At 72.4% G+C, this 25,861-nt stretch carries 26 protein-coding genes and 1 pseudogene; 8 read left to right on the top strand and 19 right to left on the bottom strand.

The annotated features are described in order from the left end of the window. A partial coding sequence (locus ACWEBX_RS20010) for a GNAT family N-acetyltransferase (RefSeq protein ID WP_451886164.1) occupies positions 1-287 on the top strand: 287 nt, incomplete at its 5' end. A 93-nt stretch (positions 288-380) separates the two neighbouring features. Here the strand turns inward: ACWEBX_RS20010 and ACWEBX_RS20005 are convergent. The 6 genes and pseudogenes from ACWEBX_RS20005 to sigE all read right to left on the bottom strand — a co-directional run. Then, positions 381-863, bottom strand: a pseudogene (locus ACWEBX_RS20005) (S8 family serine peptidase); the annotation flags it as partial. A gap of 22 nt (positions 864-885) precedes the next feature. Continuing rightward, positions 886-1,542, bottom strand: a complete 657-nt coding sequence (locus tag ACWEBX_RS20000; protein ID WP_451886163.1) for a hypothetical protein — start codon at positions 1,540-1,542, stop codon at positions 886-888. Between the two features lie 345 nt (positions 1,543-1,887). Next, positions 1,888-2,340: a sec-independent translocase gene (locus tag ACWEBX_RS19995; RefSeq protein WP_451886162.1), complete on the bottom strand. Its 453-nt coding sequence runs from the start codon at positions 2,338-2,340 to the stop codon at positions 1,888-1,890. 220 nt (positions 2,341-2,560) lie between these two features. After that, positions 2,561-4,456, bottom strand: a complete 1,896-nt coding sequence (locus ACWEBX_RS19990; protein ID WP_451886161.1) for a trypsin-like peptidase domain-containing protein — start codon at positions 4,454-4,456, stop codon at positions 2,561-2,563. A 139-nt stretch (positions 4,457-4,595) separates the two neighbouring features. Then, positions 4,596-5,537: an anti-sigma factor family protein gene (locus ACWEBX_RS19985; protein WP_451886160.1), complete on the bottom strand. Its 942-nt coding sequence runs from the start codon at positions 5,535-5,537 to the stop codon at positions 4,596-4,598. Further along, positions 5,534-6,232: an RNA polymerase sigma factor SigE gene (sigE, locus tag ACWEBX_RS19980; protein ID WP_361688844.1), complete on the bottom strand. Its 699-nt coding sequence runs from the start codon at positions 6,230-6,232 to the stop codon at positions 5,534-5,536. Before sigE ends, ACWEBX_RS19985 begins: the two co-directional genes overlap by 4 nt. Positions 6,233-6,459: 227 nt before the next feature. On the opposite strand from sigE, the gene ACWEBX_RS19975 reads away from it, so the two are divergent. After that, a complete protein-coding gene (locus ACWEBX_RS19975; protein WP_451886166.1) occupies positions 6,460-7,161 on the top strand; it encodes an O-methyltransferase in 702 nt (233 codons plus the stop codon). Positions 7,162-7,280: 119 nt separating this feature from the next. On the opposite strand, the gene ACWEBX_RS19970 is transcribed toward ACWEBX_RS19975, so the two are convergent. Next, on the bottom strand, positions 7,281-7,448 hold the full coding sequence (locus ACWEBX_RS19970) for a DUF3117 domain-containing protein (RefSeq protein WP_003966491.1): 168 nt from the start codon (positions 7,446-7,448) through the stop codon (positions 7,281-7,283). 364 nt (positions 7,449-7,812) lie between these two features. Here ACWEBX_RS19970 and chcB point away from each other — a divergent pair, with 364 nt between their 5' ends. Beyond that, the gene (gene chcB / locus ACWEBX_RS19965) at positions 7,813-8,616 is read left to right on the top strand and encodes a 2-cyclohexenylcarbonyl CoA isomerase (RefSeq protein WP_451886159.1); all 804 of its coding nucleotides are present in this window, start codon (positions 7,813-7,815) and stop codon (positions 8,614-8,616) included. 74 nt (positions 8,617-8,690) lie between these two features. Here the strand turns inward: chcB and ACWEBX_RS19960 are convergent, their stop codons facing one another. Continuing rightward, positions 8,691-9,272: a DNA-3-methyladenine glycosylase I gene (locus tag ACWEBX_RS19960; RefSeq protein WP_451886158.1), complete on the bottom strand. Its 582-nt coding sequence runs from the start codon at positions 9,270-9,272 to the stop codon at positions 8,691-8,693. Continuing rightward, the gene (locus ACWEBX_RS19955; RefSeq protein ID WP_451886157.1) at positions 9,269-9,619 is read right to left on the bottom strand and encodes a DivIVA domain-containing protein; all 351 of its coding nucleotides are present in this window, start codon (positions 9,617-9,619) and stop codon (positions 9,269-9,271) included. The genes ACWEBX_RS19960 and ACWEBX_RS19955 overlap by 4 nt, the downstream gene beginning before the upstream one ends. Positions 9,620-9,792: 173 nt before the next feature. Here ACWEBX_RS19955 and folP point away from each other — a divergent pair, with 173 nt between their 5' ends. Then, entirely contained in the window at positions 9,793-10,653 is an 861-nt protein-coding gene (gene folP / locus ACWEBX_RS19950; protein WP_451886156.1) for a dihydropteroate synthase, read from the top strand. A 41-nt stretch (positions 10,654-10,694) separates the two neighbouring features. On the opposite strand, the gene ACWEBX_RS19945 is transcribed toward folP, so the two are convergent. Then, positions 10,695-11,453, bottom strand: a complete 759-nt coding sequence (locus ACWEBX_RS19945) for an LOG family protein (protein WP_451886155.1) — start codon at positions 11,451-11,453, stop codon at positions 10,695-10,697. A 149-nt stretch (positions 11,454-11,602) separates the two neighbouring features. Next, positions 11,603-12,682, bottom strand: a complete 1,080-nt coding sequence (gene dapE / locus ACWEBX_RS19940) for a succinyl-diaminopimelate desuccinylase (RefSeq protein ID WP_451886154.1) — start codon at positions 12,680-12,682, stop codon at positions 11,603-11,605. Positions 12,683-12,810: 128 nt separating this feature from the next. On the opposite strand from dapE, the gene ACWEBX_RS19935 reads away from it, so the two are divergent. Then, the gene (locus tag ACWEBX_RS19935) at positions 12,811-13,869 is read left to right on the top strand and encodes a heavy metal transporter (protein ID WP_451886153.1); all 1,059 of its coding nucleotides are present in this window, start codon (positions 12,811-12,813) and stop codon (positions 13,867-13,869) included. Positions 13,870-14,195: 326 nt separating this feature from the next. Continuing rightward, positions 14,196-14,642: an ATP-binding protein gene (locus ACWEBX_RS19930; RefSeq protein WP_451886152.1), complete on the top strand. Its 447-nt coding sequence runs from the start codon at positions 14,196-14,198 to the stop codon at positions 14,640-14,642. 91 nt (positions 14,643-14,733) lie between these two features. Here ACWEBX_RS19930 and ACWEBX_RS19925 read toward each other — a convergent pair whose 3' ends face one another. Then, the gene (locus tag ACWEBX_RS19925) at positions 14,734-15,828 is read right to left on the bottom strand and encodes a bifunctional succinyldiaminopimelate transaminase/glutamate-prephenate aminotransferase (protein ID WP_386988431.1); all 1,095 of its coding nucleotides are present in this window, start codon (positions 15,826-15,828) and stop codon (positions 14,734-14,736) included. 184 nt (positions 15,829-16,012) lie between these two features. Further along, on the bottom strand, positions 16,013-16,333 hold the full coding sequence (gene fdxA / locus ACWEBX_RS19920) for a ferredoxin (RefSeq protein ID WP_019058397.1): 321 nt from the start codon (positions 16,331-16,333) through the stop codon (positions 16,013-16,015). Between the two features lie 141 nt (positions 16,334-16,474). Here fdxA and ACWEBX_RS19915 point away from each other — a divergent pair, with 141 nt between their 5' ends. Both ACWEBX_RS19915 and ACWEBX_RS19910 read left to right on the top strand, forming a co-directional pair. Further along, a complete protein-coding gene (locus ACWEBX_RS19915; RefSeq protein ID WP_451886151.1) occupies positions 16,475-17,506 on the top strand; it encodes a GNAT family N-acetyltransferase in 1,032 nt (343 codons plus the stop codon). A gap of 17 nt (positions 17,507-17,523) precedes the next feature. Further along, a complete protein-coding gene (locus tag ACWEBX_RS19910) occupies positions 17,524-18,375 on the top strand; it encodes a transglutaminase family protein (RefSeq protein WP_451886150.1) in 852 nt (283 codons plus the stop codon). Between the two features lie 101 nt (positions 18,376-18,476). Here ACWEBX_RS19910 and ACWEBX_RS19905 read toward each other — a convergent pair whose 3' ends face one another. The 6 genes from ACWEBX_RS19905 to ACWEBX_RS19880 form a co-directional block, all read right to left on the bottom strand. Further along, complete coding sequence (locus ACWEBX_RS19905; RefSeq protein ID WP_451886149.1) at positions 18,477-19,511, bottom strand: tetratricopeptide repeat protein; 1,035 nt, start codon at positions 19,509-19,511, stop codon at positions 18,477-18,479. A gap of 302 nt (positions 19,512-19,813) precedes the next feature. Then, entirely contained in the window at positions 19,814-20,428 is a 615-nt protein-coding gene (locus tag ACWEBX_RS19900) for a response regulator transcription factor (RefSeq protein ID WP_451886148.1), read from the bottom strand. After that, the gene (locus ACWEBX_RS19895) at positions 20,425-21,648 is read right to left on the bottom strand and encodes a sensor histidine kinase (protein WP_451886165.1); all 1,224 of its coding nucleotides are present in this window, start codon (positions 21,646-21,648) and stop codon (positions 20,425-20,427) included. The genes ACWEBX_RS19900 and ACWEBX_RS19895 overlap by 4 nt, the downstream gene beginning before the upstream one ends. Before the next feature lie 5 nt (positions 21,649-21,653). Then, entirely contained in the window at positions 21,654-22,394 is a 741-nt protein-coding gene (locus ACWEBX_RS19890) for an ABC transporter permease (RefSeq protein ID WP_451886147.1), read from the bottom strand. Further along, entirely contained in the window at positions 22,391-23,389 is a 999-nt protein-coding gene (locus ACWEBX_RS19885) for an ABC transporter ATP-binding protein (protein ID WP_451886146.1), read from the bottom strand. Before ACWEBX_RS19885 ends, ACWEBX_RS19890 begins: the two co-directional genes overlap by 4 nt. A gap of 287 nt (positions 23,390-23,676) precedes the next feature. Beyond that, positions 23,677-25,845 (bottom strand): hypothetical protein, encoded by a 2,169-nt coding sequence (locus tag ACWEBX_RS19880; protein WP_451886145.1) that lies wholly within the window; start codon positions 25,843-25,845, stop codon positions 23,677-23,679. Between the last annotated feature and the right edge of the window lie 16 nt (positions 25,846-25,861).

Genomic DNA, 25,861 nt, shown 5'->3' with positions numbered 1-25,861 from the left:
CCAGGGCCGGCCTCACCCGCGCCCTGGTCCGTTCCGCCGACGGCGCCTTCGCCGCACGCGGCCAGGTCGCCGTCACGGGCTCCGCCTATGCCATCGATCAGGTCGAGACCGACCCCGCTCATCAACGCCGGGGTCTGGGACGCCTGTTGATGAACACACTCGCCGAGGTCGCGGCCGGACAGGGGGCCACGGCAGGTGTGCTGGTCGCGACACCGGAGGGCCGGGCTCTGTACGAGGCGGTGGGATGGCGCGTACTGGCCCCGCTGACCGGAGCCGTACGGAACTGAGCCCTGCCCGACGCCTCGGTGCCGGCCCGGGAGCGCAGGAAGCTCGACCGGAAGATCCGGCCGAGCTTCTTGCTCAAGCGCCGATGTCCCTGATCAGGGAACGAGCTTCAGCAGCTTGTTCGGGGAACCCGAGCCGACACCGCTGAGGACTCCGCTGGTCGCGCCGTTGACCAACGCGCTGCCGACCGTCGCGGGGGAGGCGCCCGGGTGGGCCGTCAGGTAGAGGGCGGCGGCCCCGGAGACGTGCGGGGCGGCGAACGACGTGCCGTTGCCCGTGTACGTGGCCGAGTCGGAGGTGTTCCAGGCCGCCGTGATGCCGGAGCCGGGGGCGAACAGGTCCACCCTGGAGCCGTAGTTGGAGTAGCTCGCCCGCGCGTCCGTGCTGGTCGTCGCGCCGACGGTCAGTGCTTCCGTGACCCGGGCGGGGGAGTAGTTCGACGCCAGGGCGCCCGAGTTGCCCGCCGCTATGGAGTACGTCACCCCAGAGGCGATGGAGTTCTTCACCGCGGTGTCCAGCGAGGTGCTGGCGCCGCCGCCGAGGGAGACGTTGGCGACGGAGCCGGCCACGTGGTTGGCTCCTTGCGCAGGAACCGATGCGCTAGGCGTAGGACCCGATGTCCTTGATCACCGCGAAGCCGAGCCCGTACGCGCTCATCCCCCGCCCGTACGCGCCCACGTGGACGCCTTCCTGGGTGGAACCCGCGAGGACCCAGCCGAACTCGGACTCGCGGTAGTGGAAGGACGTGGGAACGCCGTCCACGGGCAGCGACAGGGTCGACCAGTCCGAGCCGTCCAGGTCGTCGGCCAGCACCCACGCGGTCTCGGTCTGCTGGTCCAGCCAGTCGTCCCGCAGGGTGTGGTCCATCTGGCCGGGCCAGGTGAAGGACAGCAGCCCCACACCGGCCAGCCACGCCGCCGAGGACACCGACGTGGCCTCCAGCAGTCCCGTGCCGTCCGCGCTGCGCCGTACGGGGCTGGCGGCGACGGTGACCACCACCGCGAACCGGTCCTTGTCCTCGCCCGGCTCGGGGCGCACCGAGGGCTCGTCCCCGTGTCCGATGGACCCGTGCTCGACCATGCCGTCCGCGGAGGTGCCCACCTGCATCAGCCAGCGCTGCCCTGTGAAGGCCTCGTCGAGGCCGTACCAGGGGAAGGGCGCCAGCAGGTAGCCGTCGACCGTACGCCGGGCGGAGGGGACCTGTTGGCCACCCTCCGCGGCCGGCGCCTGCGCGCCTACCCGACTTGTCGTCTCCATTGCCGGACGCCTCCTCGCTCTCGTCGGACCGGGCGGCCCACCCCCCTCGGGCGACCTTGTCGGTCCGCACAACAACTGGGCAGCATAGCCACCCTGCTCGGAGCAGCGTCGAAAGCGCCCGGCGCGTAAGGCGCGCGAACGGCGTATTCGGACCGTACGGGGCCCGTCCGCGGCCTGCCGAGGGAGGAGGTCCGGGGCCGTGTCCGCCCGTCCCGGGGCAGGGATCGGCGCCCCGAGAGGGTCATGGCTGCACGGCGGCGGGCGCTGCCGTGAGACGGGCCGCTCCGCGGTACTCCGTACGGATCAGACGCTGCCGTACGGGGATCGGACGGGGTCCTGAGGGGATCAGGTGGCGTCGGCGTCGTAGGGCGGGCGCTCGTCGCCGTCGAGCTTCTCGCGCTTCTTCGTCATGTCGACGGAGCCACCCGACGCGGAAGAGCCCGACGTGGAGGAGCCCGATGTGGAGGAGCCGGACTCGCTGCTGTGCACCGCGTCCGTGACCTCGGCCATCTCCTTCTTCAGGTCGAAGCCGTTGCGGATCTCCTTGAGCCCCAGCTCGTCGTTGTCGAGCTGCTTGCGTATGAACGTCTTGGGGTTGAGATCCTCGAACTCGAAGTCCTTGAACTCCGGGCCGAGTTCGTCGCGGATGTCCGCCTTGGCGCTCTCCGAGAACTCGCGGATCTTGCGGATCGTGCGCGAGACGTCCTGAATCATCTTCGGGAGCTTGTCGGGACCGAAGACGAGCACGGCCAGGACGACGAGCGTCACCAGCTCAAGCGGTCCTACGTCATTGAACACCTGTAGCTCCTCGCGATGACCTCGGTCCTCGGCCCTCGGGAGTCTTCCGTGGTCCGGGCCGCATCCAACCGTACCCGCCGTTCCCGTCCGTCCGGAACTGTCCCGGGGCTTCCGCCTTCGGGTGCACCGCGGGTTTTCCCTGCTGTTTGCCGTCCGGAGCTGGGACGTCGTGCTCGACTGTGAGGTTCGTGTCACTCGCGGGCCCGGACGTCGGCGCCCCTCAGCCGCCGTCCGCCGAACCGAGGACCAGGGTGATCGTGCGGTCCGCGCCACCCCGCCTGACGGTCAGCCGGAGGTGGTCTCCGGGCCGGTGGGCGCGGGTCTTCACGATGAGTTCCTCACCGGAGTGGACCCGTGTGCCGTCGACCTCGGTGATGACGTCACCGGCCTTGATGCCCGCCTTGGCACCGGGACCGCCGACCGTGACGGAAGCACCGCCCCCGGCGGCCTTGGCGCCGACCCGTGCTCCGTCGCCCGTGTAGTTCATGTCGAGCGTGACACCGATCACAGGGTGGGTGGCCCTGCCGGTGTTGATGAGTTCCTCGGCGACGCGCTTGGCCTGGTTCACGGGGATGGCGAAGCCGAGCCCTATGGAACCGGCCTGACCGGTCCCCAGGTCGGAGCCGCTGTCGGCGGAACGGATGGCGCTGTTGATGCCGATGACACGGGCCCGGGAGTCGAGCAGCGGCCCGCCCGAGTTGCCGGGGTTGATCGGCGCGTCGGTCTGGAGAGCGTCCACGTACGAGACGTCGCTGCCGTCGCCCTTCTCGCCGCCCGCCGTGATGGGCCGGTCCTTGGCGCTGATGATCCCGGAGGTGACCGTGTTGGCGAGGTCGAAGGGCGCGCCGATGGCGACGACGGGGTCCCCGACCTGGACGCTGTCGGAGTTGCCCAGCGCTATCGGGGCCAGACCGCCGACTCCGGAGACCTTGACCACGGCGAGGTCGTAGCCGCTGTCGTGTCCGACGACCCGGGCCTTCGCGGTCTCGCCGCCGCTGAACGTCACGGTGATCGTGCCGTTGCCGCCGGCGGGGTCGATCACGTGGTTGTTGGTGAGGATGTGTCCCTCGCCGTCGAGCACGAAGCCCGTTCCGGTGCCGTCCTCCTCGCTGCCGTGCACATGCAGGGTGACGACACTGGGCAGCGCGTGGGCCGCGATCCCGGCGACGCTGTCCGGGGCGCGCCCCGGGGCCTCCTTGGCGGCCTGCGGCAGCTCTACGTCCGTCAGTCCCCCGTTCCGCTCCAGATAGGCCCCCACGACGCCGCCCACGCCGCCGGACACCAGCGCGAGCACGACGGCGGCGAGCGCCAGGGACTTCCTCGCCCTCCCGCGTCGCTGCGCCACGGTGGGCACGGCCATGCCGTTCTGCTGGAAGGGTCCGCTGTGCTGGAGGTGGCCGTGCTCCCGCGGGGAGCCCGGCGTGGCGGCCCAGGGGTCGTAGTTCCGCCAGGGATCGGGGGTGGCCGCCTCGACGGGCTCGGCGGGCGCCTCGGAGGCGGGAGGGGCCGTGGGGTGGCCGACGGGGTGCTGGACCGGCGGGGCGGGCGCCCAGGGGCCAGGGCGGCCGTAGGGCGGCGTGCCGTGGGGGTCGGGCGCGTGCAGGGGCGCGGGGCGCCGCGCATCGGGCCGCTGAAGCTCGAGGTCTCCACCGTCGCCGGACTCGCCTGCGCCGCCGACGCCAGCGGTGTTCCCGGTGTTGCCGTCGCCGGCTGTGTCGGTGGCCGTGTCACGCCCACCGCCGGCCTCGGCCCCGGCTCCGGGCTGCGCGTCGGCTGGGGGTGCGGGGGCGGAGAAGGTGGGAGGCCCCGCTTGGGCGGGGACGGGGACGCGCGCGGGCCGTTCCAGTTCGTAGTCACCGCCGGTGCCGCCCCCGCGGGCGTCTCCCGGGTGCGGCCACGGCTCGGGCGCGCTCGGCGCGGCGCCCGTGCGGCCCTCACGGATTTCTCCCGGGTGCGGCTCGGGCGCGGCCGGTTCCGCGCCGTCCGTGGTCGTCGGGGCGGCGGCGGGGTGGGTGGGATCCGGTTCCGTGGGGTGAGCCGGTGCGGTTTCCGTGCCCTCGGCCTCGGGCCGGGGTCGACTCCACCACTTCGCCTTCGTGGGCCTGCCCTCGTTCATGCTCTCCCCACACCCGGCCCGCGGCACAACGCGCCGACGGCCACCACAGACTCGTCGCCTCCGCGTCCGTGATCCCTCCCGCGGACGCGGCCCACCCCGGATTCAACCAGGTTCCCGGGCCGACGCGCAGAGGGCGGCGTCAGTGGGCGTTACGAGGGGTGGAGGACGGGGCCGAAGTGGGGGACGGTGTCGCGGCGGGGGCGGCGAGCAGCCCCGGAGCCGGGGTCGGTGTGAGCGGCTGGACGTCGGTCAGAGGACGTATGAGCGGGGACATCGCGGCGGCATCGGCGACCACCGGTGTCGTCAGCGTGTGCACGGCGTCCTGGCCGCGGCCCGCCGGAGCGGGAACCCCGGGCAGCAGCGGGGCGGACACCGAGGTCGGCGCCACCGGACCGTTGCCGAGCGACCGCTCGCCCTGGGCGAGCAGCGGTCCGGTGGACCGGCGGCGCTGCGACTCGGGAGTCGAGGTCGCCCCCGTGCCCTGGGACCGGGACGGCATGACATTGCTCCCGGCGCCGGCCCCTCCGCGCGCGTCCGTGTCCCCGGGCATGCCGGTGGTCACTCCGCCGAGCGCGACGGCCGCGAGCGACACCGCGCCCGCGGCGACGAAGGCGAACCGCAGCCCGCGCGAGGCGGACCGGTCGGCCTCGTGGCGGCTGACGTCATGGATGCGGAAGCCGCGCCCCGGAGCTGGAGGCAGGACATCGGCGTGCGGTCCGGCCGGCACGTACCCGAAGGTCCCGCCCCGCGTTCCGAAGACGCCGGGCAGTCCTGAGCCCGTGGAGCCGCCGGGAAGTCCGCCGCCGAAGCTGCCGCCGTTCAGTCGCGGGCTGTCGGAGTCGCCTCCCCCGGGAAGTCCCTGGAGGCGGGCGAGGAAGCTTTCGGAGGGCGGCGGCGGGGCCATCTCCGCGAAGACGCTCTTCAGTCGGCGCTGGGCGTCGGCCTCGGCCTTGCACTTGGCGCAGGTGGCGAGGTGGGCCAGGACGCGGTCGCGCGACTCATGACCGAGCTCTCCGTCCACCAGGGCGGAAAGTCGGTCCCCGAGGTGCTGCTCGGCTGGGGTGGGACGGGTTCCACTCACGCGGTCGCGCCCCCTCCCCCCAGCACGGGCACACGGGCCGCGAACGAGCGACGCTCGGCGCGGGCCTCGGGAGACCGGTGTGCCAGGGCCTTGCGGAGCTGGGAGCGGCCGCGGTGGATCCGGGAACGGACCGTGCCGAGCTTGACGCCCAGGGTCGCGGCGATCTCCTCGTAGGACAGTCCCTCGATGTCGCAGAGGACGACGGCGGCGCGGAACTCGGGCGCGAGGGTGTCCAGCGCCTGCTGGACATCGGCGTCGAAGTGCGCGTCGTTGAAGACCTGCTGCGGGGAGGGCTCACGGCTGGGCAGCCGCTCGGCCGCGTCGTCGCCGAGAGCGTCGAAGCGGATGCGCTGCTTGCGCCGCACCATGTCGAGGAAGAGATTCGTGGTGATGCGGTGGAGCCAGCCCTCGAAGGTGCCGGGCGTGTAGGTCGACAGCGAGCGGAAGACGCGGACGAAGACTTCCTGGGTGAGGTCCTCGGCGTCGTGCTGGTTGCCCGTGAGGCGGTAGGCGAGACGGTAGACGCGACCGCTGTGGGTGCTGACGATCTCCTCCCAGGTGGGCGGAGTCCATGCCTGCGCCTCCGCGTCGGTGGTGAACGTCGCGGTCTGCGCGGGGGCAGCAACGGGGAGCTGATCGGCGTTGTCGGTCACGGATTTCGGCTCACCGGTCGATCTGAGCAGGCGCCGCAGCACTCCTCCCCGATCCACAGGCGCAGCCGCACCTCCCCTGTCGGCTCTGGTGGTGTCCAGTGGAGCCCCTACCATAGCCACCTCGCCCGTTAGCTCCGGATAAGCGGTTTTACGGGAAATTGATACCGGCTCATATGGATGCGCCGGTGTCCCCCCGCGGCCCCGCTCCGTGTACCGACTCATCGACTTCCCCCCGCTCGGTTCTCCCACCCTTCTAAACGCCCGGTCCCATCCGCAGGTTCCCAGCACCAACGGATACAGTCACGCCCAGGCAACCACGGGGACAGGAGAGGGTCATTACCGGCAACCGGCAGACGAGCTGGGCGGCGTTCGCCGACGCCTTTGTCGCCGAGGACGAGGCGCTGCGCTGGGCCCGGGACCGGGCTCACGAGGCCGGCCTGCGCTCGGTGGCACCCGGCACGGGCGCCGCGCTGCGCATGCTCGCCGCCACCGTGGACGCGAAGGCGGTCGCCGAGATAGGTACCGGGACCGGCGTCTCCGGAATTCATCTTCTGCACGGCATGCGGCCGGACGGGGTACTGACCACCGTCGATCCGGAGCCGGAGCGCCAGCAGTTCGCCCGCCAGGCCTTCCGCGCCGCCGGGTTCGCCAGCAACCGGGCGCGCTTCATCCCCGGCCGCGCGCTGGACGTCCTGCCCCGTCTAGCGGACGCCGGATACGACCTGGTGTTCTGCGACGGCGACCGGCTGGAGAGCCTGGACTACCTCGCTGAATCGTTGCGCCTGCTGCGCCCGGGCGGGCTCGTCGCCTTCGAGGGCGTCTTCGCGGACGGCCGCACCGTGGACTCGGGGCCGCAGCCGGTCGAGGTGACCCGGCTGCGCGAGCTGCTGCGCGCGGTGCGCGAGAGTCAGGAGCTGGTGCCCTCACTGCTGCCGGTGGGCGACGGCCTGCTGTGCGCGGTCAAGCGCTGACCTGCCTTTTCCCGCCGTTCGAGGCGGCGCGGCAGTCCCGTACTACGGTGAAAAAACGGCTTCCCCGGCACCATGTGCGGTACCGGGGAAGCCGAAAGAGGTAAGGGTCGCGTTCCGCGTCAGCCGACGACCTTCTTGAGGGCGTCGCCGAGTGCGTCGGCCTCGTCAGGGGTCAGCTCGACGACGAGCCGTCCGCCGCCTTCGAGCGGAACGCGCATGACGATGCCCCGCCCCTCCTTGGTCACCTCGAGCGGGCCATCGCCCGTCCGCGGCTTCATGGCCGCCATGCTCGTTCCCCTTCCTGAAACCAGCTCATCGTCGCCGACGGCCCCCTCGGAGGGCACGCACGTCCTCTCATAGGACACACGTCACCGGCATCGAACACATTGCTTCCAGGCCATTATCTCGCATCTCAGGACCCGATGACCAACATCAGTCTGCATCGCTTGCGCAACGCGCTTGAGCAAAACCACCCAATTCGGCGATGTGGCTGCGATACTGCGCCGCCGCATCGGCCTTCGCGGCGCGGAATTCTTTGACGCAGGTCACATGGAGGCCCCGCGCCACCGCCGGTGATCTCCGCCATGCTGTCATCGGACACAGGACGTACCGGCCGGTACGACGAGCCGCGACCCCCGGAAGGGACCCACCATGGCCGACACCGTGCTCTACGAGGTGAGCGACGGACTCGCGACGATCACACTGAACCGCCCCGAGGCGATGAACGCGATGAACGTCGAGACCAAGGTCGCCTTCCGGGACGCGGCGCAGGCGGCCGCCGCGGACGACGCCGTACGGGCCATCCTGCTGACCGCGGCCGGCGACCGGGCGTTCTGCGTCGGCCAGGACCTCAAGGAGCACATCGGGCTGCTGGCCGCCGACCGGGAGTCGGGTTCGGGCGGGACGATGAGGACCGTCCGCGAGCACTACAACCCCATCGTGCGGGCGCTGGTCGGCGCCGCGAAGCCCGTGGTGGCCGGGGTCAACGGTGTCGCGGCCGGGGCCGGGTTCGGTTTCGCGCTGGCCGCGGACTACCGCGTCGTCGCCGACACGGCCGCCTTCAACACGTCCTTCGCCGGTGTCGCGCTGACCGCCGACTCGGGGATCTCCTGGACGCTGCCGCGGGTGATCGGCCCGAGCCGTGCCGCCGATCTGCTGCTCTTCCCGCGCAGCATCAGCGCCCAGGAGGCGTACGAGCTGGGCATCGCGAACCGGCTGGTTCCGGCCGGCGAGGTACGGGCCGAGGCGGAGAAGGTGGCGCGTGCCCTGGCCTCCGGGCCGACGCTGGCATACGCGGCCCTGAAGGAGTCCGTCGCCTTCGGGCTCACCCACTCGCTGGAGGAGACCCTGGAGAAGGAGGACGAGCTCCAGGCGCGGGCCGGTGCCTCCGAGGACCACGCCATCGCGGTCCAGGCGTTCGTGAACAAGGAGAAGCCCAAGTACCTGGGGCGCTGAACCTCCGGGGGTTCGCCGCGGACCGTGTGTTCGGCCCGCGGCGGGCTCTCTGCACGCCTGTGAGGGCGTCGCGGTCAGCCGGCGTCGCGCACCGCGCAGTCGGCCAGGTGGTCGTTCACCAGGCCGCACGCCTGCATCAGGGCGTACGCCGTCGTCGGGCCCACGAAGCGGATGCCGCGCTTCTTGAGCGCCTTGGACAGGGCGGTCGACTCGTCGGTGACCGCCGGTACGTCGGAGAGCCGCTCGGGGGCCGGACGCGAGGTGGGGTCGGGGGCGAAGGACCAGACGAGCTCGTCCAGCTCGCCCGGGGCCCACCCGGCCAGCACGCGCGCGTTGGCGACGGTCGCCCGGATCTTGGCACCGTTGCGGATGATCCCCGGGTCGGCGAGCAGGCGCTCCTCGTCGGCCTCCGTGAACATCGCGACCTTGGCGATCTCGAAGTCCGCGAAGGCCGCGCGGAAGCCGGCGCGGCGGCGCAGGATGGTGATCCACGACAGCCCCGACTGGAAGGCCTCCAGGCACAGCCGCTCGTAGAGGGCGTCGTCGCCGTGGACGGGCCTGCCCCACTCCTCGTCGTGATACGCCACGTAGTCCTCGGTGGACAGCGCCCAGGGGCAGCGCAGCAGTCCGTCGGGTCCGGCCAGCGCGTCGCTCACCGCTCGTCCTCGGGGTGCTTGCGCAGCGAGGTGGTGCTGCTCGCCGCGCGGGCCCCCGCGAGCGCCGACTCCAGATCGGCGATCCGGGCGTCCCGCTCGCCGATCTCGGCGCCGAGCCGGCCCAGGGCGTCGTCGACGTCCGTCATGCGGTAGCCGCGCACGGTGACGGCGAAACGCAGGGCGTCCACGTCCCCCTTGTGCACCGGGCGGTCGTACGGCAGCGGATCGTGCAGCCGCTCGGGCTCGGCGTCGGGAAGGGGCGCGCTCTCACCGCCGCCCACCACGGACAGGGTCACCGCGGCGACCACGACGGCGAGGGCGACGACCAGGAACAAGAACATGAACATCGCTGAGGTCCCCACGCTCTGGTGCCGGCGCGGGTCGCGTCGGCGCGAAATTTCTGGTGCTGACGAAAGCAGTCTGACGCTGGAAGTGTCAGGCTCCGATCGTGCCATGCGAGTGTGACAGTTAAGGTCGCAGGCGGCTTATCGGTGCGACTGACGGGGAGAGGTCACAGGGGATGCTCAGGCTGGGCAGGCGCGAATTCGAGGCGCACGAGCCGGTGATCATGGCGATCGTGAACCGGACCCCGGACTCCTTCTACGACCAGGGGGCCACCTTCCGCGACGAGCCCGCTCTCGCGCGCGTGGAGCAGGCGGTGTCCGAGGGGGCCGCCATCATCGACATCGGCGGGGTCAAGGCCGGTCCCGGCGAGGAGGTCACCGCCGAGGAGGAGGCGCGGCGGACGGTCGGCTTCGTCGCCGAGGTGCGCCGCCGCTTCCCGGATGTGGTCATCAGCGTCGACACCTGGCGGCACGAGGTCGGCGAGGCGGTCTGCGAGGCCGGCGCAGACCTGCTCAACGACGCCTGGGGCGGGGTCGATCCCCGGCTGGCCGAGGTGGCCGCCCGGTACGGGGCGGGGCTCGTGTGCACGCACGCCGGGGAGTCCGAGCCGCGCACCCGTCCGCACCGGATCGCCTACGAGGACGTGATGGCGGACATCCTGCGGGTCACGCTCGGCCTCGCGGAGCGCGCGGTCGCCCTCGGGGTGCCCCGTGAGTCGGTGCTCATCGATCCCGGGCACGACTTCGGGAAGAACACCCGGCACAGTCTGGAGGCGACGCGGCGGCTCGGGGAGATGGTCTCCACCGGGTGGCCGGTTCTCGTCTCGCTCTCCAACAAGGACTTCGTCGGCGAGACGCTCGACAAGCCGGTCAAGGAGCGGGTCCTCGGGACGCTGGCGACGACCGCGGTCTCGGCGTGGCTGGGAGCGCAGGTGTACCGCGTCCACGAGGTCGCGGAGACCCGTCAGGTGCTGGCCATGGTGGCGTCGATCGCCGGGCACCGGCCGCCGGCGGTGGCCCGGCGCGGACTGGCGTAGCGGACGGGGCGGGGGTACGGCCGTACCCCCGCCCGTGAACGCTAGCGGCCGGCCTCCTTCGACATCAGCGCCACCGCTTCGTGCACGTCGTCGGTCACGTGGAACAGCATCAAGTCCTTCTCGGCCGCCTTGCCCTGGGCGACGAGGGTGTTCTTGAGCCAGTCCACCAGGCCGCCCCAGTACTCCGTGCCGAACAGCACGATGGGGAAGCGGGTGACCTTCTGGGTCTGGACCAGCGTGAGCGCCTCGAAGAGCTCGTCGAGGGTGCCGAGGCCGCCGGGCAGGACCACGAACCCCTGGGCGTACTTGACGAACATCATTTTTCGCACGAAGAAGTAGCGAAAGTTCAGGCCGATGTCGACGTACGGGTTCAGTCCCTGCTCGAAGGGAAGCTCGATGCCGAGGCCGACGGAGATGCCCTTCGCCTCCAGGGCGCCCTTGTTGGCGGCCTCCATGGCACCCGGTCCGCCACCGGTGATCACCGCGAACCCGGCGTCCACCAGACCGCGGCCGAGAGCGACACCCGCCTCGTACTCGGCCGAGTCGACCGGGGTCCGCGCCGAGCCGAACACACTGATCGCGGCCGGGAGTTCGGCCAGGGTGCCGAAGCCTTCGATGAACTCCGACTGGATGCGCAGAACACGCCAGGGATCGGTGTGCACCCAGTCCGAAGGACCGCCGGCGTCCAGCAGACGCTGGTCCGTGGTGCTCGCCTGAACCTGGTCCCGCCTGCGCAGCACCGGGCCCAGCCGCTGCTCGTCCGGTGGCCGCTTCTTGCCCTCCGGGTTGCCAGTAGCCATGTCCACTCCCTCCGCGTACGGATCTCCCCCGCTCCGGCCGAAAACCGGTGCGGGGGAAGGTCGTTCCGCCCCAGCGTAGATCTCCGCTGGTTACGGCGGGGGGACGTGGGCATGTCCGCCGTGAACAGCCGACGGGTACGGGCCGGTCCTCAGGCGGTGAGCCAGTCGCGCAGGCGCTGTTCGCCCGCGAGGATCTTGGCCGTTTCCACTCGCTCGTCCCGCTTGTGGGCCAGGTGCGGATTGCCGGGGCCGTAGTTGACCGCCGGGATGCCGAGGCCGCTGAAACGGGAGACGTCCGTCCAGCCGTACTTGGGCTGCGGGGTGCCCCCCACCGCCTCGATGAACGCGGCGGCCGCCGGGTGGGACAGGCCGGGGAGGGCGGCACCGCTGTGGTCGTCGACGACGAACTCCGCCACACCGCAGTCGGCGAAGACCTCGCGGACGTGCTCGATCGCCTCCTCCTCGGTGCGGTCGGGCGCGTAGCGGAAGTTGACGGTGACGACGCACTCGTCGGGGATGACGTTGCCGGCGACCCCTCCGGAGATGTTCACCGCGTTCAGGCCCTCGCGGTACTCCAGACCGTCGATCACCGGGTAGCGCGGCTCGTACGCGGCCAGCGCGGCCAGGATCGGGGAGGCCGCGTGGATCGCGTTCGAGCCCATCCAGCTCCGGGCCGAGTGGGCCCGTTCGCCCTTGGTCTTCAGCAGGACTCGCAGCGTGCCCTGGCAGCCGCCCTCGACCTGTCCGTCGGAGGGCTCCAGGAGGACCGCGAAGTCGCTCCGCAGCCACTCGGGGTGGGCCTCGGCCACATGCTTCAGCCCGTTCAGATCGGCCGCGACCTCCTCGTTGTCGTAGAAGACGAAGGTGAGGTCCCGGTTGGGCTCGGGGACGGTGGCCGCGATACGGAGCTGGACGGCGACGCCCGACTTCATGTCGCAGGTGCCGCAGCCCCACAGCACGCCGTTCTCGTCGAGGCGGGAGGGCACGTTGCCGGCGATCGGCACGGTGTCGACGTGACCGGCCAGGACGACCCGCTCGGCGCGGCCGAGGTTCGTGCGGGCCACGACGTTGTTGCCGTACCGGTCGACCGTCAGATGCGGCAGGGCGCGCAGGGCCGTCTCGACGGCGTCCGCGAGCGGCTTCTCGTCGCCGCTCTCGGAGCGGAAGTCGACGAGCCGCGCGGTGAGCTCGGCTGCGTCGAGGGTGAGGTCAAGCGGGGTGTCGGCCATGGCGCCGACCCTAGCGCGCCCGGCCCGGGGGTACCGAAAGCAGCCGGATGCGGTCGTATCCCCCGGCCGCGCCGCCGTTGTCCACAGCCCCAGGGTTCGCCCACAGCGCTCTCCAGTACCTTGTACGCGTGTCTGAGCCGTCCCCCCCTCCTGTCCGGCGACGCCGCCGTCGCCTCCTGCGTTTCGGCGGGGCCCTCGTGGTCCTGCTCGCGGTCGCGGGTTACCTCGGCGTGCAGTACCTCACGGGCGGCGTGGGCGCGCCCCGGTGCAAGGTCGTCTCCGCAAACGGCGACGGCGCGTCCTACGAGTTCACTCCCGAACAGGCGGTGAACGCGGCGACGATCTCGGCGATCGGCACCTCCCGCGGCATGCCCGAGCGCGCGGTGGCCATCGCCCTCGCGACGGCGCTCCAGGAATCGGGGCTGCGCAACATCCGGCACGGCGACCGGGACTCCCTCGGTCTGTTCCAGCAGCGCCCGTCGCAGGGCTGGGGCACGGAGAAGCAGATCATGGACCCGACGTACGCGTCGGGCATCTTCTACGAGCACCTGGCCAAGGTGCCCGGGTACTCGCGGCTGCCGCTCACGGTCGCGGCGCAGCGGGTGCAGCACAGCGGCTTCCCGCAGGCGTACGCCAAGCACGAGCCGGACGCCACGCTGCTCGCCGCCGCCCTGACCGGCCGCGCGGCGGCCACGCTGACCTGTCAGGGGCGCCCGGCCGCGACGACTCCGGCGGGCGGCCCGGCGCCGGTGCGCGCCGCGCTCGCGCGGGACTTCGGACGGGATGTGTTCCAGGAGGCGGGTGCCACGGTGGACGCCGCGGGTTCCGCCGTGTCACCGGCACCGGCCGCCCCGAAGTCCGCGGCCCCCTCGGATTCCCCGGTCTCCACGGATTCCTCCGCCTCCTCGGCCTCTCCGGCCCCCGTCGCCACGGGGAGCGCCGGCCGGACCGTGACCGTCCCCGTGCGCGAGGGGTCCGGCTCCGGTGCCACGGAGCTCCGCCGCGGGTGGGAGCTGGCGCACTGGGCCGTCGCCAACTCCTCGGCCCTGCACATCGACCGGGTGTCGTACGCGGGGCGCGAGTGGACCGCGGGGACCGCGGAGGGCTCGTGGCGCACGGCCGACGACAAGAGCGGCACGGAGGCGGGGGACACCGCGGCCGAGGTCCGGATCATGACCGGGCAGTAGTACGGGACCTCACCCCTGGGGAGGACGCGGACTTCGGGGGCCGGCGATGTGCGCGCCCTTTCGGGCACTCACCCCCGGCGCGTGAAAACCCTTGGGAGCAAAGGACCGCGGCGACTCCGCGGGCCCTTTGACCGGGTATCGTTTGCCCGTTTTTATCCACAACCGATAATGCGACGCATTGCCAACTCTTTACGGCGGGCCACCGCAACCTTCGCGGACTTCGAGCGGTAGTCACTGCGTCCGGGCCCGGAACGATCACCTCCCGATCGACTCGGCCGATCGGCTCCGGCAGGACGATTCCCGTTCCCTTCCGTCTAAGGAGCACCATGTCCCTCTCCCTGACCCGCCGGATCGCCCGTGTCGTGCTGCTCGTCGCGGCCGGAGCGGCGCCCGTGGTGGGCGCGGCCGGCTCCGCGAGCGCGGCCGTCGACCTGCCGCCCACCCCCGGCCTCGGCGGGCTGACCGCCCTGGACGGGGCGAACGTCGGCCCCTCGCTCGACGGAGCCACGCACCGCGCCACCGGGATCGCCGGCACGACCGGCGGCGCGGCGGTCGAGAAGGCCCTGCCGCCCGCGGGCAAGGCCGGAGCCAAGGTCGCCAAGAAGGCGGCGCCCGCCGCGCGGAAGGTGGCCGGGGCCGCGGCCGGCCAGGCCGGAGGGCTCGTCGGTGACACCGCGAAGGCCGCGTCCGCGGGCGGCCTGCCGACGGACGCCGTGACCAAGGGCGGCCTGCCGACGGGACAGCTCCCGCTGAAGGGCCTGCCGCTGGGCTAGCCCGACGGGGCGTACGGCGACGGGGTCCGGGGATTCGCTTCCCCGGACCCCGTTTCACCGATCGGCGCGGGCGCTCCCGCCCCTCGGCCGGTCAGCGCAGGCGTTCCACCGCCGCCGCCACCCGCTCGTCCGAGGCGGTGAGGGCCACGCGGACGAACCGCTCGCCCGCCTCGCCGTAGAAGTCGCCGGGGGCCACCAGGATGCCCAGCTCGGCCAGGTGGGCCACCGTGGACCAGCAGGACTCGTCCCGGGTCGCCCAGAGGTAGAGGCTCGCCTCGCTGTGCTCGATCCGGAAGCCGTGGCCCAGGAGGGCCTCGCGCAGGGCGGTGCGGCGGGCCGCGTAGCGCTCGCGCTGCTCCCGGACGTGCGTGTCGTCCGAGAGCGCGGCGACCACGGCGGCCTGGGTCGGCGCGGAGGTCATCATGCCGCCGTGCTTGCGGATCGCGAGGAGCTCGCCGAGCACGGCGGGGTCGCCCGCGAGGAACGCGGCGCGGTAGCCGGCCAGGTTCGAGCGCTTGGACAGCGAGTGGACCGAGACGATCCCCTCGTAGGAGCCGCCGCACACGTCGGGGTGCAGCACCGAGACCGGGTCGGCCTCCCAGCCCAGCTCGATGTAGCACTCGTCGGAGAAGACGAGGACGCCGTGCTCGCGGGCCCAGGCGACGATCCGGGTGAGCTCCGCGGCGGACAGCACCTTGCCGGTCGGGTTCGACGGGGAGTTCAGCCACAGCAGCTTCAGGCCCGTCGGGTCCAGCTCGGTCGGGTCGTCGTAGACCACGTGCTCCGCCCGGGCGAGCCGCGCGCCGACCTCGTACGTCGGGTAGGCGAGGCGCGGGTGGGCGACCTTGTCGCCGGGACCGAGGCCGAGCTGGGTCGGCAGCCAGGCGACCAGTTCCTTGGAGCCGACGATCGGCAGGACATGCCGGTGGGTGACGTCCCGCGCGCCGAGCCGTCGCTCCACCCAGCCCGTGAGCGCGTCCCGTAGCTCGGGCGTGCCCCACACCGTGGGATAGCCGGGCGAGTCCGCGGCCGCGACCAGAGCTTTCTGGATCAGCTCGGGCACCGGGTCGACCGGGGTGCCGACGGACAGGTCGACGATGCCGCCCGGGTGAGCTGCGGCGGTCGCCTTGAAAGGCTCCAGCTTGTCCCAGGGGAAGGTGGGAAGCCGGTCGGAGACTGCGGACACGGGATCAGGCTCACTTTCTCGTACGTACGACCCGTACGCGCGGGTACGGGCCACTGCACGGATGCGCGCGGGCGGGCACCGCAAACGCCTCGGTCCCGTACAGCGACCGGAGGATCCAGGCCGTACGGGACCGAGGCGGCGCGCATGCAGGCCGCCCGCTGGTTCTGCGGCGGCAGCGCGGCGACTACTGGTTCTGCGGCGGCAGCGCGGCGACGAAGGGGTGGTCGCGCTCGATCAGACCGAGCTTGCTGGCACCGCCCGGCGAGCCGAGCTCGTCGAAGAACTCGACGTTCGCCTTGTAGTAGTCCTTCCACTCCTCCGGAGTGTCGTCCTCGTAGAAGATCGCCTCGACCGGGCACACCGGCTCACAGGCTCCGCAGTCGACGCATTCGTCCGGGTGGATGTACAAGGACCGGGAGCCCTCGTAGATGCAGTCGACCGGGCACTCCTCGATGCACGCCTTGTCCTTGACGTCGACACAAGGCTGCGCGATGACGTAGGTCACGCTGTCGTTCCTCCTCGATAGGGCGCTGGCGGGCCTGTCGTAGGCTCCGCCGCCTGGCGCGCGGGAGCGCGGCGTAGTCGATGCCCGCCCCTAGTATCTCCGTTCTTGGGCATGATCCGAACAGGAGGGGTGAACTGACCTGTGGAATTCTCTGCCGCCGGCCGCCTGGAGGTCCGCGTCACCGCCGCTGACGTGGGGAAACGCGTCTCGGTACGGCGCCTGACCGACGATGGAGACACGGTGGAGAAGTTCACCGATACGGTCGGTGTTCTCACATCATGGGACAACGGTGTGCTGCTGATCACACGACGGACCGGGGAGCAGGTCCGGATCGCGGAGTCCTCCCTGGTCGCGGCCAAGGTCGTGCCGTCCGCCCCGGCCCGGCGGCGCGGTCCCGCGGCGTCCTACGAGGAACTGGCGCGCGTCGCCGCGCGGGCCTGGCCGCCGGTGGAGAGCGAGCGGCTCGGCGGCTGGGAGCTGCGGGCGGCGGGCGGGTTCACCCGGCGCGCCAACTCCGTGCTGCCGCTGGGCGACCCGGGCGTGCCGCTCGACCGTGCGCTCGCGTACGTACGGGACTGGTACGCGGCCCGTGACCTGCCCGCCTTCGTCCAGACCGCCACCGGTGCCGAGGGCACGCAGGAACTCCTCTGCGCGGAGCTGGAGGCACGCGGCTGGACGCGCGAGGTGACCGCCGAGCTGTGGACCGGGGCACTGGCGCCGGTCGCGGACCGGGAGGCGCCCGGGGTGACGCTCTCCCGCACGGCCGACGAGGCGTGGCTGGGCCGCTATCAGCGCAAGGGCGTCGGCGAGGTGGCCCTGAAGGTGCTGGGCGGCGGTCCCTCGGTGTGGTTCGCGACGGTTCCCGGTGACGGGGGCGCGGCTCCCGCGGCGATCGGGCGGTGTGTCGTCGACGGCCGCTGGGCCGGTTTCGCCGCCGTGGAGGTCGATCCGGACCTGCGCCGCCGCGGCCTCGCCACCGCCGTCATGGCCGCCCTGGCCGGCCGGGCCCTGGAGGAGGGCGCCTCGGCGGCCTGGCTCCAGGTGGAGGCGGACAACTCCGGGGCGCGGGAGCTCTACGCCCGCATGGGGTTCGCCCCGCATCACGCGTACCACCACTACCGCGGGCCGTCCGGCGATGCCGGTGCGGGTGTCGAGCCGTATCGATCGACGTGACGGGGCACGAGCCACCTATGCGTTCCCCCCAGCCGCCCGAGCCCGACCGGGCCGACGAGGTACGGCGCCGGTTCGCCGACGAGGCGCGGGCCGAGCGGCCCGATCCGGCGGAGCTGTGCCTGCTGGTGGGCGCCGCGGCGGACGGGACCCTGGACGACGCCGGGATCGACGCGGCGCAGATCCTGCTGGACGAGCTGGCGGGCCGGCTGCCCTTCCGTCCGGGCGGCCCTCGTGGCTGGGCGACCGCCCTCGCCGAACTCCTCGGCGGACACCTGGGATACCGGGGCTCACCGGGCGACTACCAACGGCTCGAATCCTCCCTGCTGCACGCGGTGCTGCGCCGGCGGCGCGGGCTGCCCATCCTGCTCTCGGTGGTGTGGATGGAGGTCGCGCGGCGGGCCGGGGCGCCGGTGTACGGGGTCGCGCTCCCCGGTCACTTCGTGGTGGGCTTCGGACCGCCCGAGGAGCAGGTGCTGGCCGACCCCTTCGACGGCGGGCGCGTCCTGACCGGCTCCGACGCGCAGCTCCTCGTCGCGGGCGCGACCGGCGCCCCGCTCGACCCGTCGATGCTCGCCCCCGCCGACCCGCTCGACGTCGTGCTGCGCGTCCTGAACAACATCCGGGCCTGGGCCGCCGCCCGGCCCGAGCGCTCCGACGTGGCCCTGTGGTCGGTGGAGCTGTCCCTGCTGCTGCCCTCGCACCCGGCGCGGCTGCGTTACGAGCGGGCCCAACTCCTTGTCGAGCGTGGAGACTTCCTGGCCGGGGCCGCCGAACTCGACGCCTACGCCGACGTGGTGGCGGCGGTCGACGAACCGGCCGCGTCCCGGGTCCGCCAACAGGCCCACGCGGCACGGGCGATGCTCAACTGAGGGGGCGGGGGTGCGGGAACGGCCGCCCGGCCCGTTCCCGCACCCCACACCCTGCCGGGATGAAGATTCCCCCCGGCCCGGCCCGCCCACGCGAGGGCCGGTCAGGACGCGTCGGGGCGCTGCTTCCCGGCGAGAGCCCGCAGTTCCTCCATGTCCTCCGGATCGAGGTCGAGTTCGGACGCCGGGGCGAGCAGCGCGCCGATCTCGCCGTCCCGGCCCTGCTCCGAGAGGAACTGCGCGTAGTTGACGAAGGCGACTTCGTCCTGGTGCTCGATCGCGTCCCGGTAACGGCGGTCGGCCTGTTCCCACTGCTCCAGCTCCTCGTGGAGGAGTGCGAGGTTCAGGTAGGCGTTGGTCTCCCCGTCCTCCTCCGCGGCGGCCTCGTAGTGGCCCACGGCCTCCTGGTGGGAGCCGTTGTCGGACAGGTGGAGCGCGTAGGCGAAGTGGGCGCCGGAGAGCTCCTCGGTGAGGGCCTCCCGCAGGTGGGTGCCGGCCGCCTCCATGTCACCGACGGCGTTCTCGGCCTCGCCGAGCACGACCAGGACCGATCGCTCTCCGGCCTCGAGAGCCTTCCGCAGCCAGGGGACGGCTTCCGCGTACTCCTCCTGGTCGGCCAGGAGCCGGCCGAGGTTGCCGGCCGCCATGGTGTCGCCCTGGCTGATCGCCCGGCCCAGCAGATCGGCGGCCTCGTCGAGCCGTTCGTCGTCCTCGCTCAGGAACGCGCCGTAGTCGTTGAGCGCCTGAGGGTTGCCCTCGGCCAGCGCCTGCTTGTAGTACTTCTCCGCGTGCGCCCTGTCCCCGACCTCGTCGGCCAGGACCGAGGCGGTCCACAGGGTGACGTCGCGGCCACCGCGGGCGGCCTGCTCAAGGGCCGAGACCGCCTCCTCGGGCTGGTCGAGCTGAATCAGCAGATCCGCCAGGGCCTCGTACGCCCCGGAGTTGCCCGCCTCCGCGGCCGCGGCGATCAGCTCCAGCGCGGTGTCGATGTCGCCCCACTCGTGGACGAGGTCCAGGACCTTCTCCGCGACCTCGTCGTCCGGGCCGGCCCACGCCCTCAGATACAGGGTCAGAGCCGCGCCGGGGTCTCCCGCCGCCAACTGTCGTTCCGCCTGAGCCTCAAAATCGTCTTCCGCCATGAGGAACATCCTTTCGTACTGGTGATACCGAGCTCACGGCCGCCCACGGCACCGGGGGGGCGTAGCCGGCGAGGGCGGCCACGAAGGCCGCGCCCGGGAGGATGACCGCCGGGACGGCGGGTCCGACGCCACCGGTGACGGTGACCGTGGTGGAGCTTCCATCGGTGACTGCCGCGGCCGGAACGGCCTGGCGGACGACGCCAAAGCGCATAAGACCAAGGCTTTTTGATGTCGCCTCAGAACTCCGGCCGCCGTGAGCCCCGGATGATCGACGCGTGAACCTGGAGCCTCGCCGCGAGCGGCTACAGCCAGCCCTTCTCCCGCGCGATCCGTACCGCCTCCGCCCGGTTGCGTACCGCGAGTTTCTGGATCGCGGTCGAGAGGTAGTTGCGGACGGTGCCCTGGGAGAGGTGGAGGGCCTTGGCCAGTTCGGCGTTGGTGGAGCCGTCGGCGGCGGCGCGGAGGACCTCGCGTTCGCGGTCGGTCAGGGGGTTGGCGCCCTCGGCGAGCGCGGCCGCCGCCAGGGTGGGGTCGATGACGCGCTCGCCGTCCAGCACCTTGCGTACGGCCGCGGCGAGTTGGGCGGCGGGGGCGTCCTTGACGAGGAAGGCGTCGGCGCCGGACTCCATGGCGCTGCGCAGATAGCCGGGGCGGCCGAAGGTGGTGAGGATGAGCAGCTTGACGCCCGGAAGCTCCTTGTGGACCTCGGCCGCCGCCTCTATGCCCGTCATGCCCGGCATCTCGATGTCGAGGAGCGCCACGTCCACGTCGTGGGCACGGGCCGCCGCCAGCACCTCGTCGCCGCGCGCCACCTGGGCGACCACCTCGATGTCCGGCTCCAGTCCCAGCAGGGCGGCCAGCGCCTCGCGGACCATCGACTGGTCCTCGGCGAGCAGGACCTTGATCGTGCGGCTCATGCCCCGGATCCTACGGGGTCGTCCCCCGCGCCCGCAGGGGCCCGGCCGCCCTCCAGCGGTGCCCGTGCCACCAGCCGGAATCCGTGCCGGACACGGCCCGCCTCCATCGATCCGCCCGCCTTCTCCAGGCGTTCGGTCAGCCCGGTCAGGCCGTTGCCGGGTGCCGCGCCCGAGGTGCCGCCCGACCCGTCGTCCTCCACCGAGAGTTCGAGCACGGGACCGTCCAAAGTCTGGCGGCGGACGAGCTCGACGGTGCAGCGCCGGGCGCCGCTGTGCCGTACGACGTTGGTGACCGCCTCGCGCAGCGCCCAGGCCAGCGCGGACTCGGTCTCCTCGGGCACGCCGTCGAGGCCGGGTTCGGCAGGCAGGTCGGCGATCACGTCGGCCGCGGTCAACGCGACCTGGGCGCCCGCGAGTTCACCGGCCAGCCGGGGCCTGCGATAGCCGGTGACCGCCTCGCGCACGTCCACCAGGGCCTGGCGGCTGACCTGTTCGATGTCGGCGACCTGCTGGGCCGCCTTGTCGGGATGGCCGGGGAGCATCCGCCCGGCCAGTTCGCTCTTCAGCGTGATCAGCGAGAGCGAGTGGCCGAGCAGGTCGTGCAGGTCGCGGGCGAGCCGCAGGCGTTCCTCGTTCGCGGCGAGCTGGGCGACGGTGGCCCGTGCCTTGCGCAGTTCCACCGTCGTGAGGACGAGCTGCCGCACGCCGGTCATCGCGAAGCCGATGAGGACGACGAGCAGGACGAGGTTGCGCGCGTCCTCCTCGCCGCCGTGCAGCCCGACGAGCAGCATCACGACGGCGGTCAGCGGGATGGTCCAGTACGAGACGCGCAACGGGAACGTCGTCCCGCACGCGACCGAGACGTACACGAACAGGCCGAGCCACGGCGCTCCGAGCGTCAGGCACAGGACGACGGCCAGAGCACCGAGGCCCAGCACCATGAGGGCGACGGCCAGGGAGCCCGTGAAGGCCTTGCCCATGTGCCGGAAGACCAGGGTCAGATAGACCGCGACGAAGGCCGCGAGGCCCACCCAGCCGGCCGCGGTGGCCCCGGACGTGTGGTGGCCGGAGACGAGGTCGTGGACCGGCGAGCTGAGGAACACCAGCCAGATGACGATCCACACCGACTTGCGCAGCGCCTCGCGGACGTTGCGCGGGGACTGTCCCAGCCGCACGATCCGGTCCGTGCGGGCCGCGTCGGGCAGCGGGTCTTCCGTCATGGCGTTCACGCCTTCAGCGTGTCCTTCCGGTACAGCCAGGCCGCGCCGCCCGCGAAGAGGGCGAAGGACACGGCGAGGATGGCGATGTCCTTCGCGTGCGGGGCGTTCCCCAGTTCGATGGCCTGCCCCAGGGCAGCGTACGCGTGGGTGGGGAGCCATTTGGCTATGTTCTGGAGCCAGTCGGGGAAGGTCGTCGTCGGCATCCACAGGCCGCCGAGCATCGACAGACCGAAGTAGACGATCATCGTGATCGGCCGGACCGCGTCTCCGCTGGCGAGATAGCCGATGGCGACACCGAGGGCGGCGAAGACCAGGCTGCCGGCCCAGATCACGCCGGTGAGCGCGAACCACTGCCAGACGTCCAGGCGTACGTCCTTCACCGCCGCGGCGACCACGAAGACGATCACGATCGACGGCAGGCTGATCACGGCGGCGCTGGCCGTCTTGGCGAACACGTAGCCGCGGCCGGGCAGCGGGGTGAGCCTCAACTGCCGTACCCAGCCGCTCTCCCGCTCCTTCGCGATGCGCTCGCTGTTCCCCATGAGGACGGCGGTCAGGGCGCCGAAGGAGGCCATGGAGACCATGAAGAAGGTCGGCAGGGTCAGGCCGGTGCCGTCCACCTTCGTGGTGCTGTCGGCGCTGCCCGCGATCAGCAGGAACAGGGCCGAGGGGTAGACGACCGAGAAGAACAGGAACTTGCGGTTGCGCAGGGCGCGGGTGATCTCCAGCTTGATGAGACTGTTCACTTGGACGTGGCCTCCTCGGCGGTGGCGCGGGGGGCCGCTTCGGCCGCGCCGCGGGTGGCCTCTTCGGCCTCGGTGATGGCGACGAAGGCCTGCTCCAGACCGAGCCCGGCGACTTCGAGGTTGCGGGGGTAGACGCCTAGCCCGTACAGCGCGTGGACGGTCGCGTCCGCGTCCGAGGACTGGATGCGGACGGTCTGCCCGGACCCCGCGGCGGAGCCGCTCCTGGACACCGTGACCGAGGTGAGGAAGGGCAGCGCGCGCAGCGAGGCCCCGTCGATCGTGCCCTCCAGGTCGAAGGAGACGCGGCGCGCTCCGGCCTTGGCCTTGATCTCGGCGGCGGTGCCGTCCGCCAGCAGCCGTCCGCGGTGCAGGACGAGCACGCGGTCCGCGATGGCGTCGGCCTCTTCCAGGTAGTGCGTGGCGAACAGGACCGTACGGCCCTGGTCCGCCTGTTCGCGCATGGTGGCCCAGAACGCCTGCCGGGCGGTGACGTCCATGCCGGTGGTGGGCTCGTCGAGGACGATCAGGTCGCTGTCGCCGGCCGTGGCGAGGGCGAAGCGGACACGCTGTGCCTGGCCTCCGGACAGCTTGTTGACCTTGCGGTCGGCGATCTGGGTGATACCCGCGCGGGCGAGGACCTCGCTCGCGGAGTACGGCCTCGGGTGCAGGTCGCAGGCGAGCTTGACCAGTTCACCGACGGTGACCTCGTCCATCAGCCCGCCGCTCTGGAGCATGGCGCCCACCCGGCCGGCGACGATCGCCTCGCGCGGGCCGGTGCCGAACACCCGCACCGTGCCGCTGTCGGCGTTCTTGAGGCCGAGCAGCAGGTCGAGCGTGGTCGACTTGCCCGCGCCGTTGGGACCCAGCAGGGCGACGGTTTCGCCCGGGTGGAGTTCGAGCGTCAGTCCGTCCACGGCCCGGACGTTCCCGTAGCTCTTGGTCACCGATTCGAACCGGACCACCGATGTGGTGGTGGTCGCCGCAGTCGTTGTCATGCCGTCCATCGTGGTCGAGAGGGGGGCACGCGCGGCAGTGTGGTGTGTCCTGAGCGGCGGATGACAGATGTCATGTGACGGACCGAACGAATGTCATGCCGGCCGCCCCGGACGGGGTCGGGCGAGGTCGGGCGGGCCGCCGCGGACGACTGTCGTGTTCGGCCGCCCCGGACGACTGTCGTGTTCCGCCGCCGCGGACGGCTCTCGGGTCGGCGGCCCCGAACGACGCGAGGGCGCCCGGCCGGTGGAGTCCCGGCCGGGCGCCCTCCACGCGCCGGCTACACCCGTCAGGTGGGGTTGGTGGAGATGGTGATGACGCGGTCGGTCGCCGTCTTCCCGACGAGCGCCCTGCCGACGGCCGAGGCCACGTCCTGCGGGCTGACGGCCTTCTGGCTGCCGTCGCCCTTGGTGATCGTCACCCCGTCGAAGGCGTGCCCGTACAGCTCCTCGAGCGCCTTGAGGTCGTAGTGCTCGACGAGCTTGCCCTGGATGGGCTGGACGCTCAGGAACTTCCAGATGGACTTCTGCGGGCTGAAGGAGACCGTGTGGGCCGCGTCCGTGCGGACGGTGATGTTCGCGGACATGGCGACGTTCGCGAACGTCGACATCTTCCGGTCCACCTCTGTCTTGCTGATCGTCGGCTGGCGGGACGTGGTGGCGACCTTCACCGGCGTGGCCGTGTTGCTCTCCACCTGGGCGCGGTACGCGTCCTGGACGGCCTGCAGCGAGGGTTCGACGTCGATGCCCTTGCCGGCCTTGCCGTAGACCGGGACGGCCTTGCCCGCCTGGAACTTGATCGTGCCGTCGCTCGCCGAACCCGAGCCGCTCGCGGCGCGCTCCAGGGCGGCCTGCAGCTTCTCCTTGTCGACCGGCATCACGGGCTCCACCACACGCCCCTGCCCGAACAGCGAGCCGATCACGGAGATCGGGTTGTAGTCGCTGGAGGCGGCGGCACGGACGGTGGCCTGACTGTCGAGCTGGAGTCCGGCCTGGTCGGGCCTGAGCTGGACCGTGTCACCGTCCACGGACAGCGTGAGCGGCTTGTTCGTCCGGGTGCCGAGGGCGTCGTCGAGCTTCCTCACGGCGTCGTCGCGGGTGCCGCCGCCGATGTCGACGCCGAGCACCGTGGTGCCCTTGGGCACGTCCGAGTGGTTCATGAGCAGGCCGGCACCGTAGGCACCGCCGCCGAGGACCACGACGAGGACGCCGAGCAGTACCGGCTTGTTGCGGCCCTTCTTCTTCGCCGGCTTCGCCTGCTTCGCGGGGGCGGACGGCTGCCGGACGGGCTCGGGGAGCTTCGGCGGGGTGTGCGACCGGGCGCCGTCGGGCTCCCCGTCGTAGGCGAAGTTCTGGCTGGGCGACACGACGGGCATGCCACTGGTCAGCGTGTGCCCGGAGACGTTGTCCGCGGGGGCGCCGTAGCCACCGGGGCCCGGGTCGGGTGCCGGCTTCTGCGGGGTGAGGATCGCGGTGTCGTCGCTGAGACCGCCGCTCAGGCCGCCGCGCGCGCCGGAGTGTCCGGGGCCCGTGTTCCGGTTGCCGGGGGCCGGACCGGACCGGGCGGCCAGGCTGCCGGGGCCCGCGCCTGCGCCGGCCGGGGGCCGCAGCGGGCCGGCGCCGGTGGCGGGACCGCCGGTCGGACCGGCCGGGCCGCCGCGGCCGCTCTCGGAGAAGTACGGGAGGTCGTCGCGGCGCGGTTCGCCGGACCCCGCGGACGCGCCGGACGTACCTATGGCCGGGAAGGAGCCGGTGTCGCGCAGCGCCCCGGAGACGTCGAAGGAGCCCGTGCCGCCGCCGTGACCGGGGGCCACGGGTCCGGCGCCGGTGGCACCGGGGAGCGCGGCACCGTTCGCGCCGCCGGGCCGGACGCCACCGGTGATGCCCAGCGGGCCGGCACCGATGGACGGCGCGGGCCGTCCCGCGCCCGGCGTGCCCGCCGCAGGCGCGGAAGGCGCGGGGCCGGCGGGAGCCGAACCGCCCGGCACACCCGCCCCGTTGGCCGGGCCGCCGCCCGCCCCGCCCTTGGGGGGCGTGCCGGGCTTGCGGGGCGCGAACCAGTTGCTCGTCTCGGCCGCCGCGGGCTGGTCCGCGGGCGCGGACGGAGCCGGGGCGGTGGCCGTCGTTCCGGCGGCGCCCGCGGGCGAACTCGCGCCCGGCACCGCGTGTGTCCCGGTGTCGGCGCCGTCGCCGCCCTCGGACGGCGCGTCGGCGTCGGCGACGGGTGTACGGACGACCACGGGCGGGATGGGCCGCGATCCGGGGATGTTGATCCGGATCCGTGTCGTCAGCGTTGTCTCGGTCTTGCGCTCCTCCGTCGGCTTGCCGGCGGCCGAGCGGCCCCCGTCGGCACCGTTCTCGGAAGCCGTGGGGGTGCCGTACGGCGGCGTCCCCGACGGGTACGCGGCTCCACCGCGCCCGTTGGGCCCGGAGGACGAACTGTCAGTTTCACGACTCAAGGCAGGTTCTCCCGGT

The organism is Streptomyces sp. NPDC005070, from assembly GCF_053600395.1.
The sequence above is the reverse complement of the archived record's forward strand: the minus strand, read 5'-3'. Positions and strand labels throughout refer to the sequence as shown.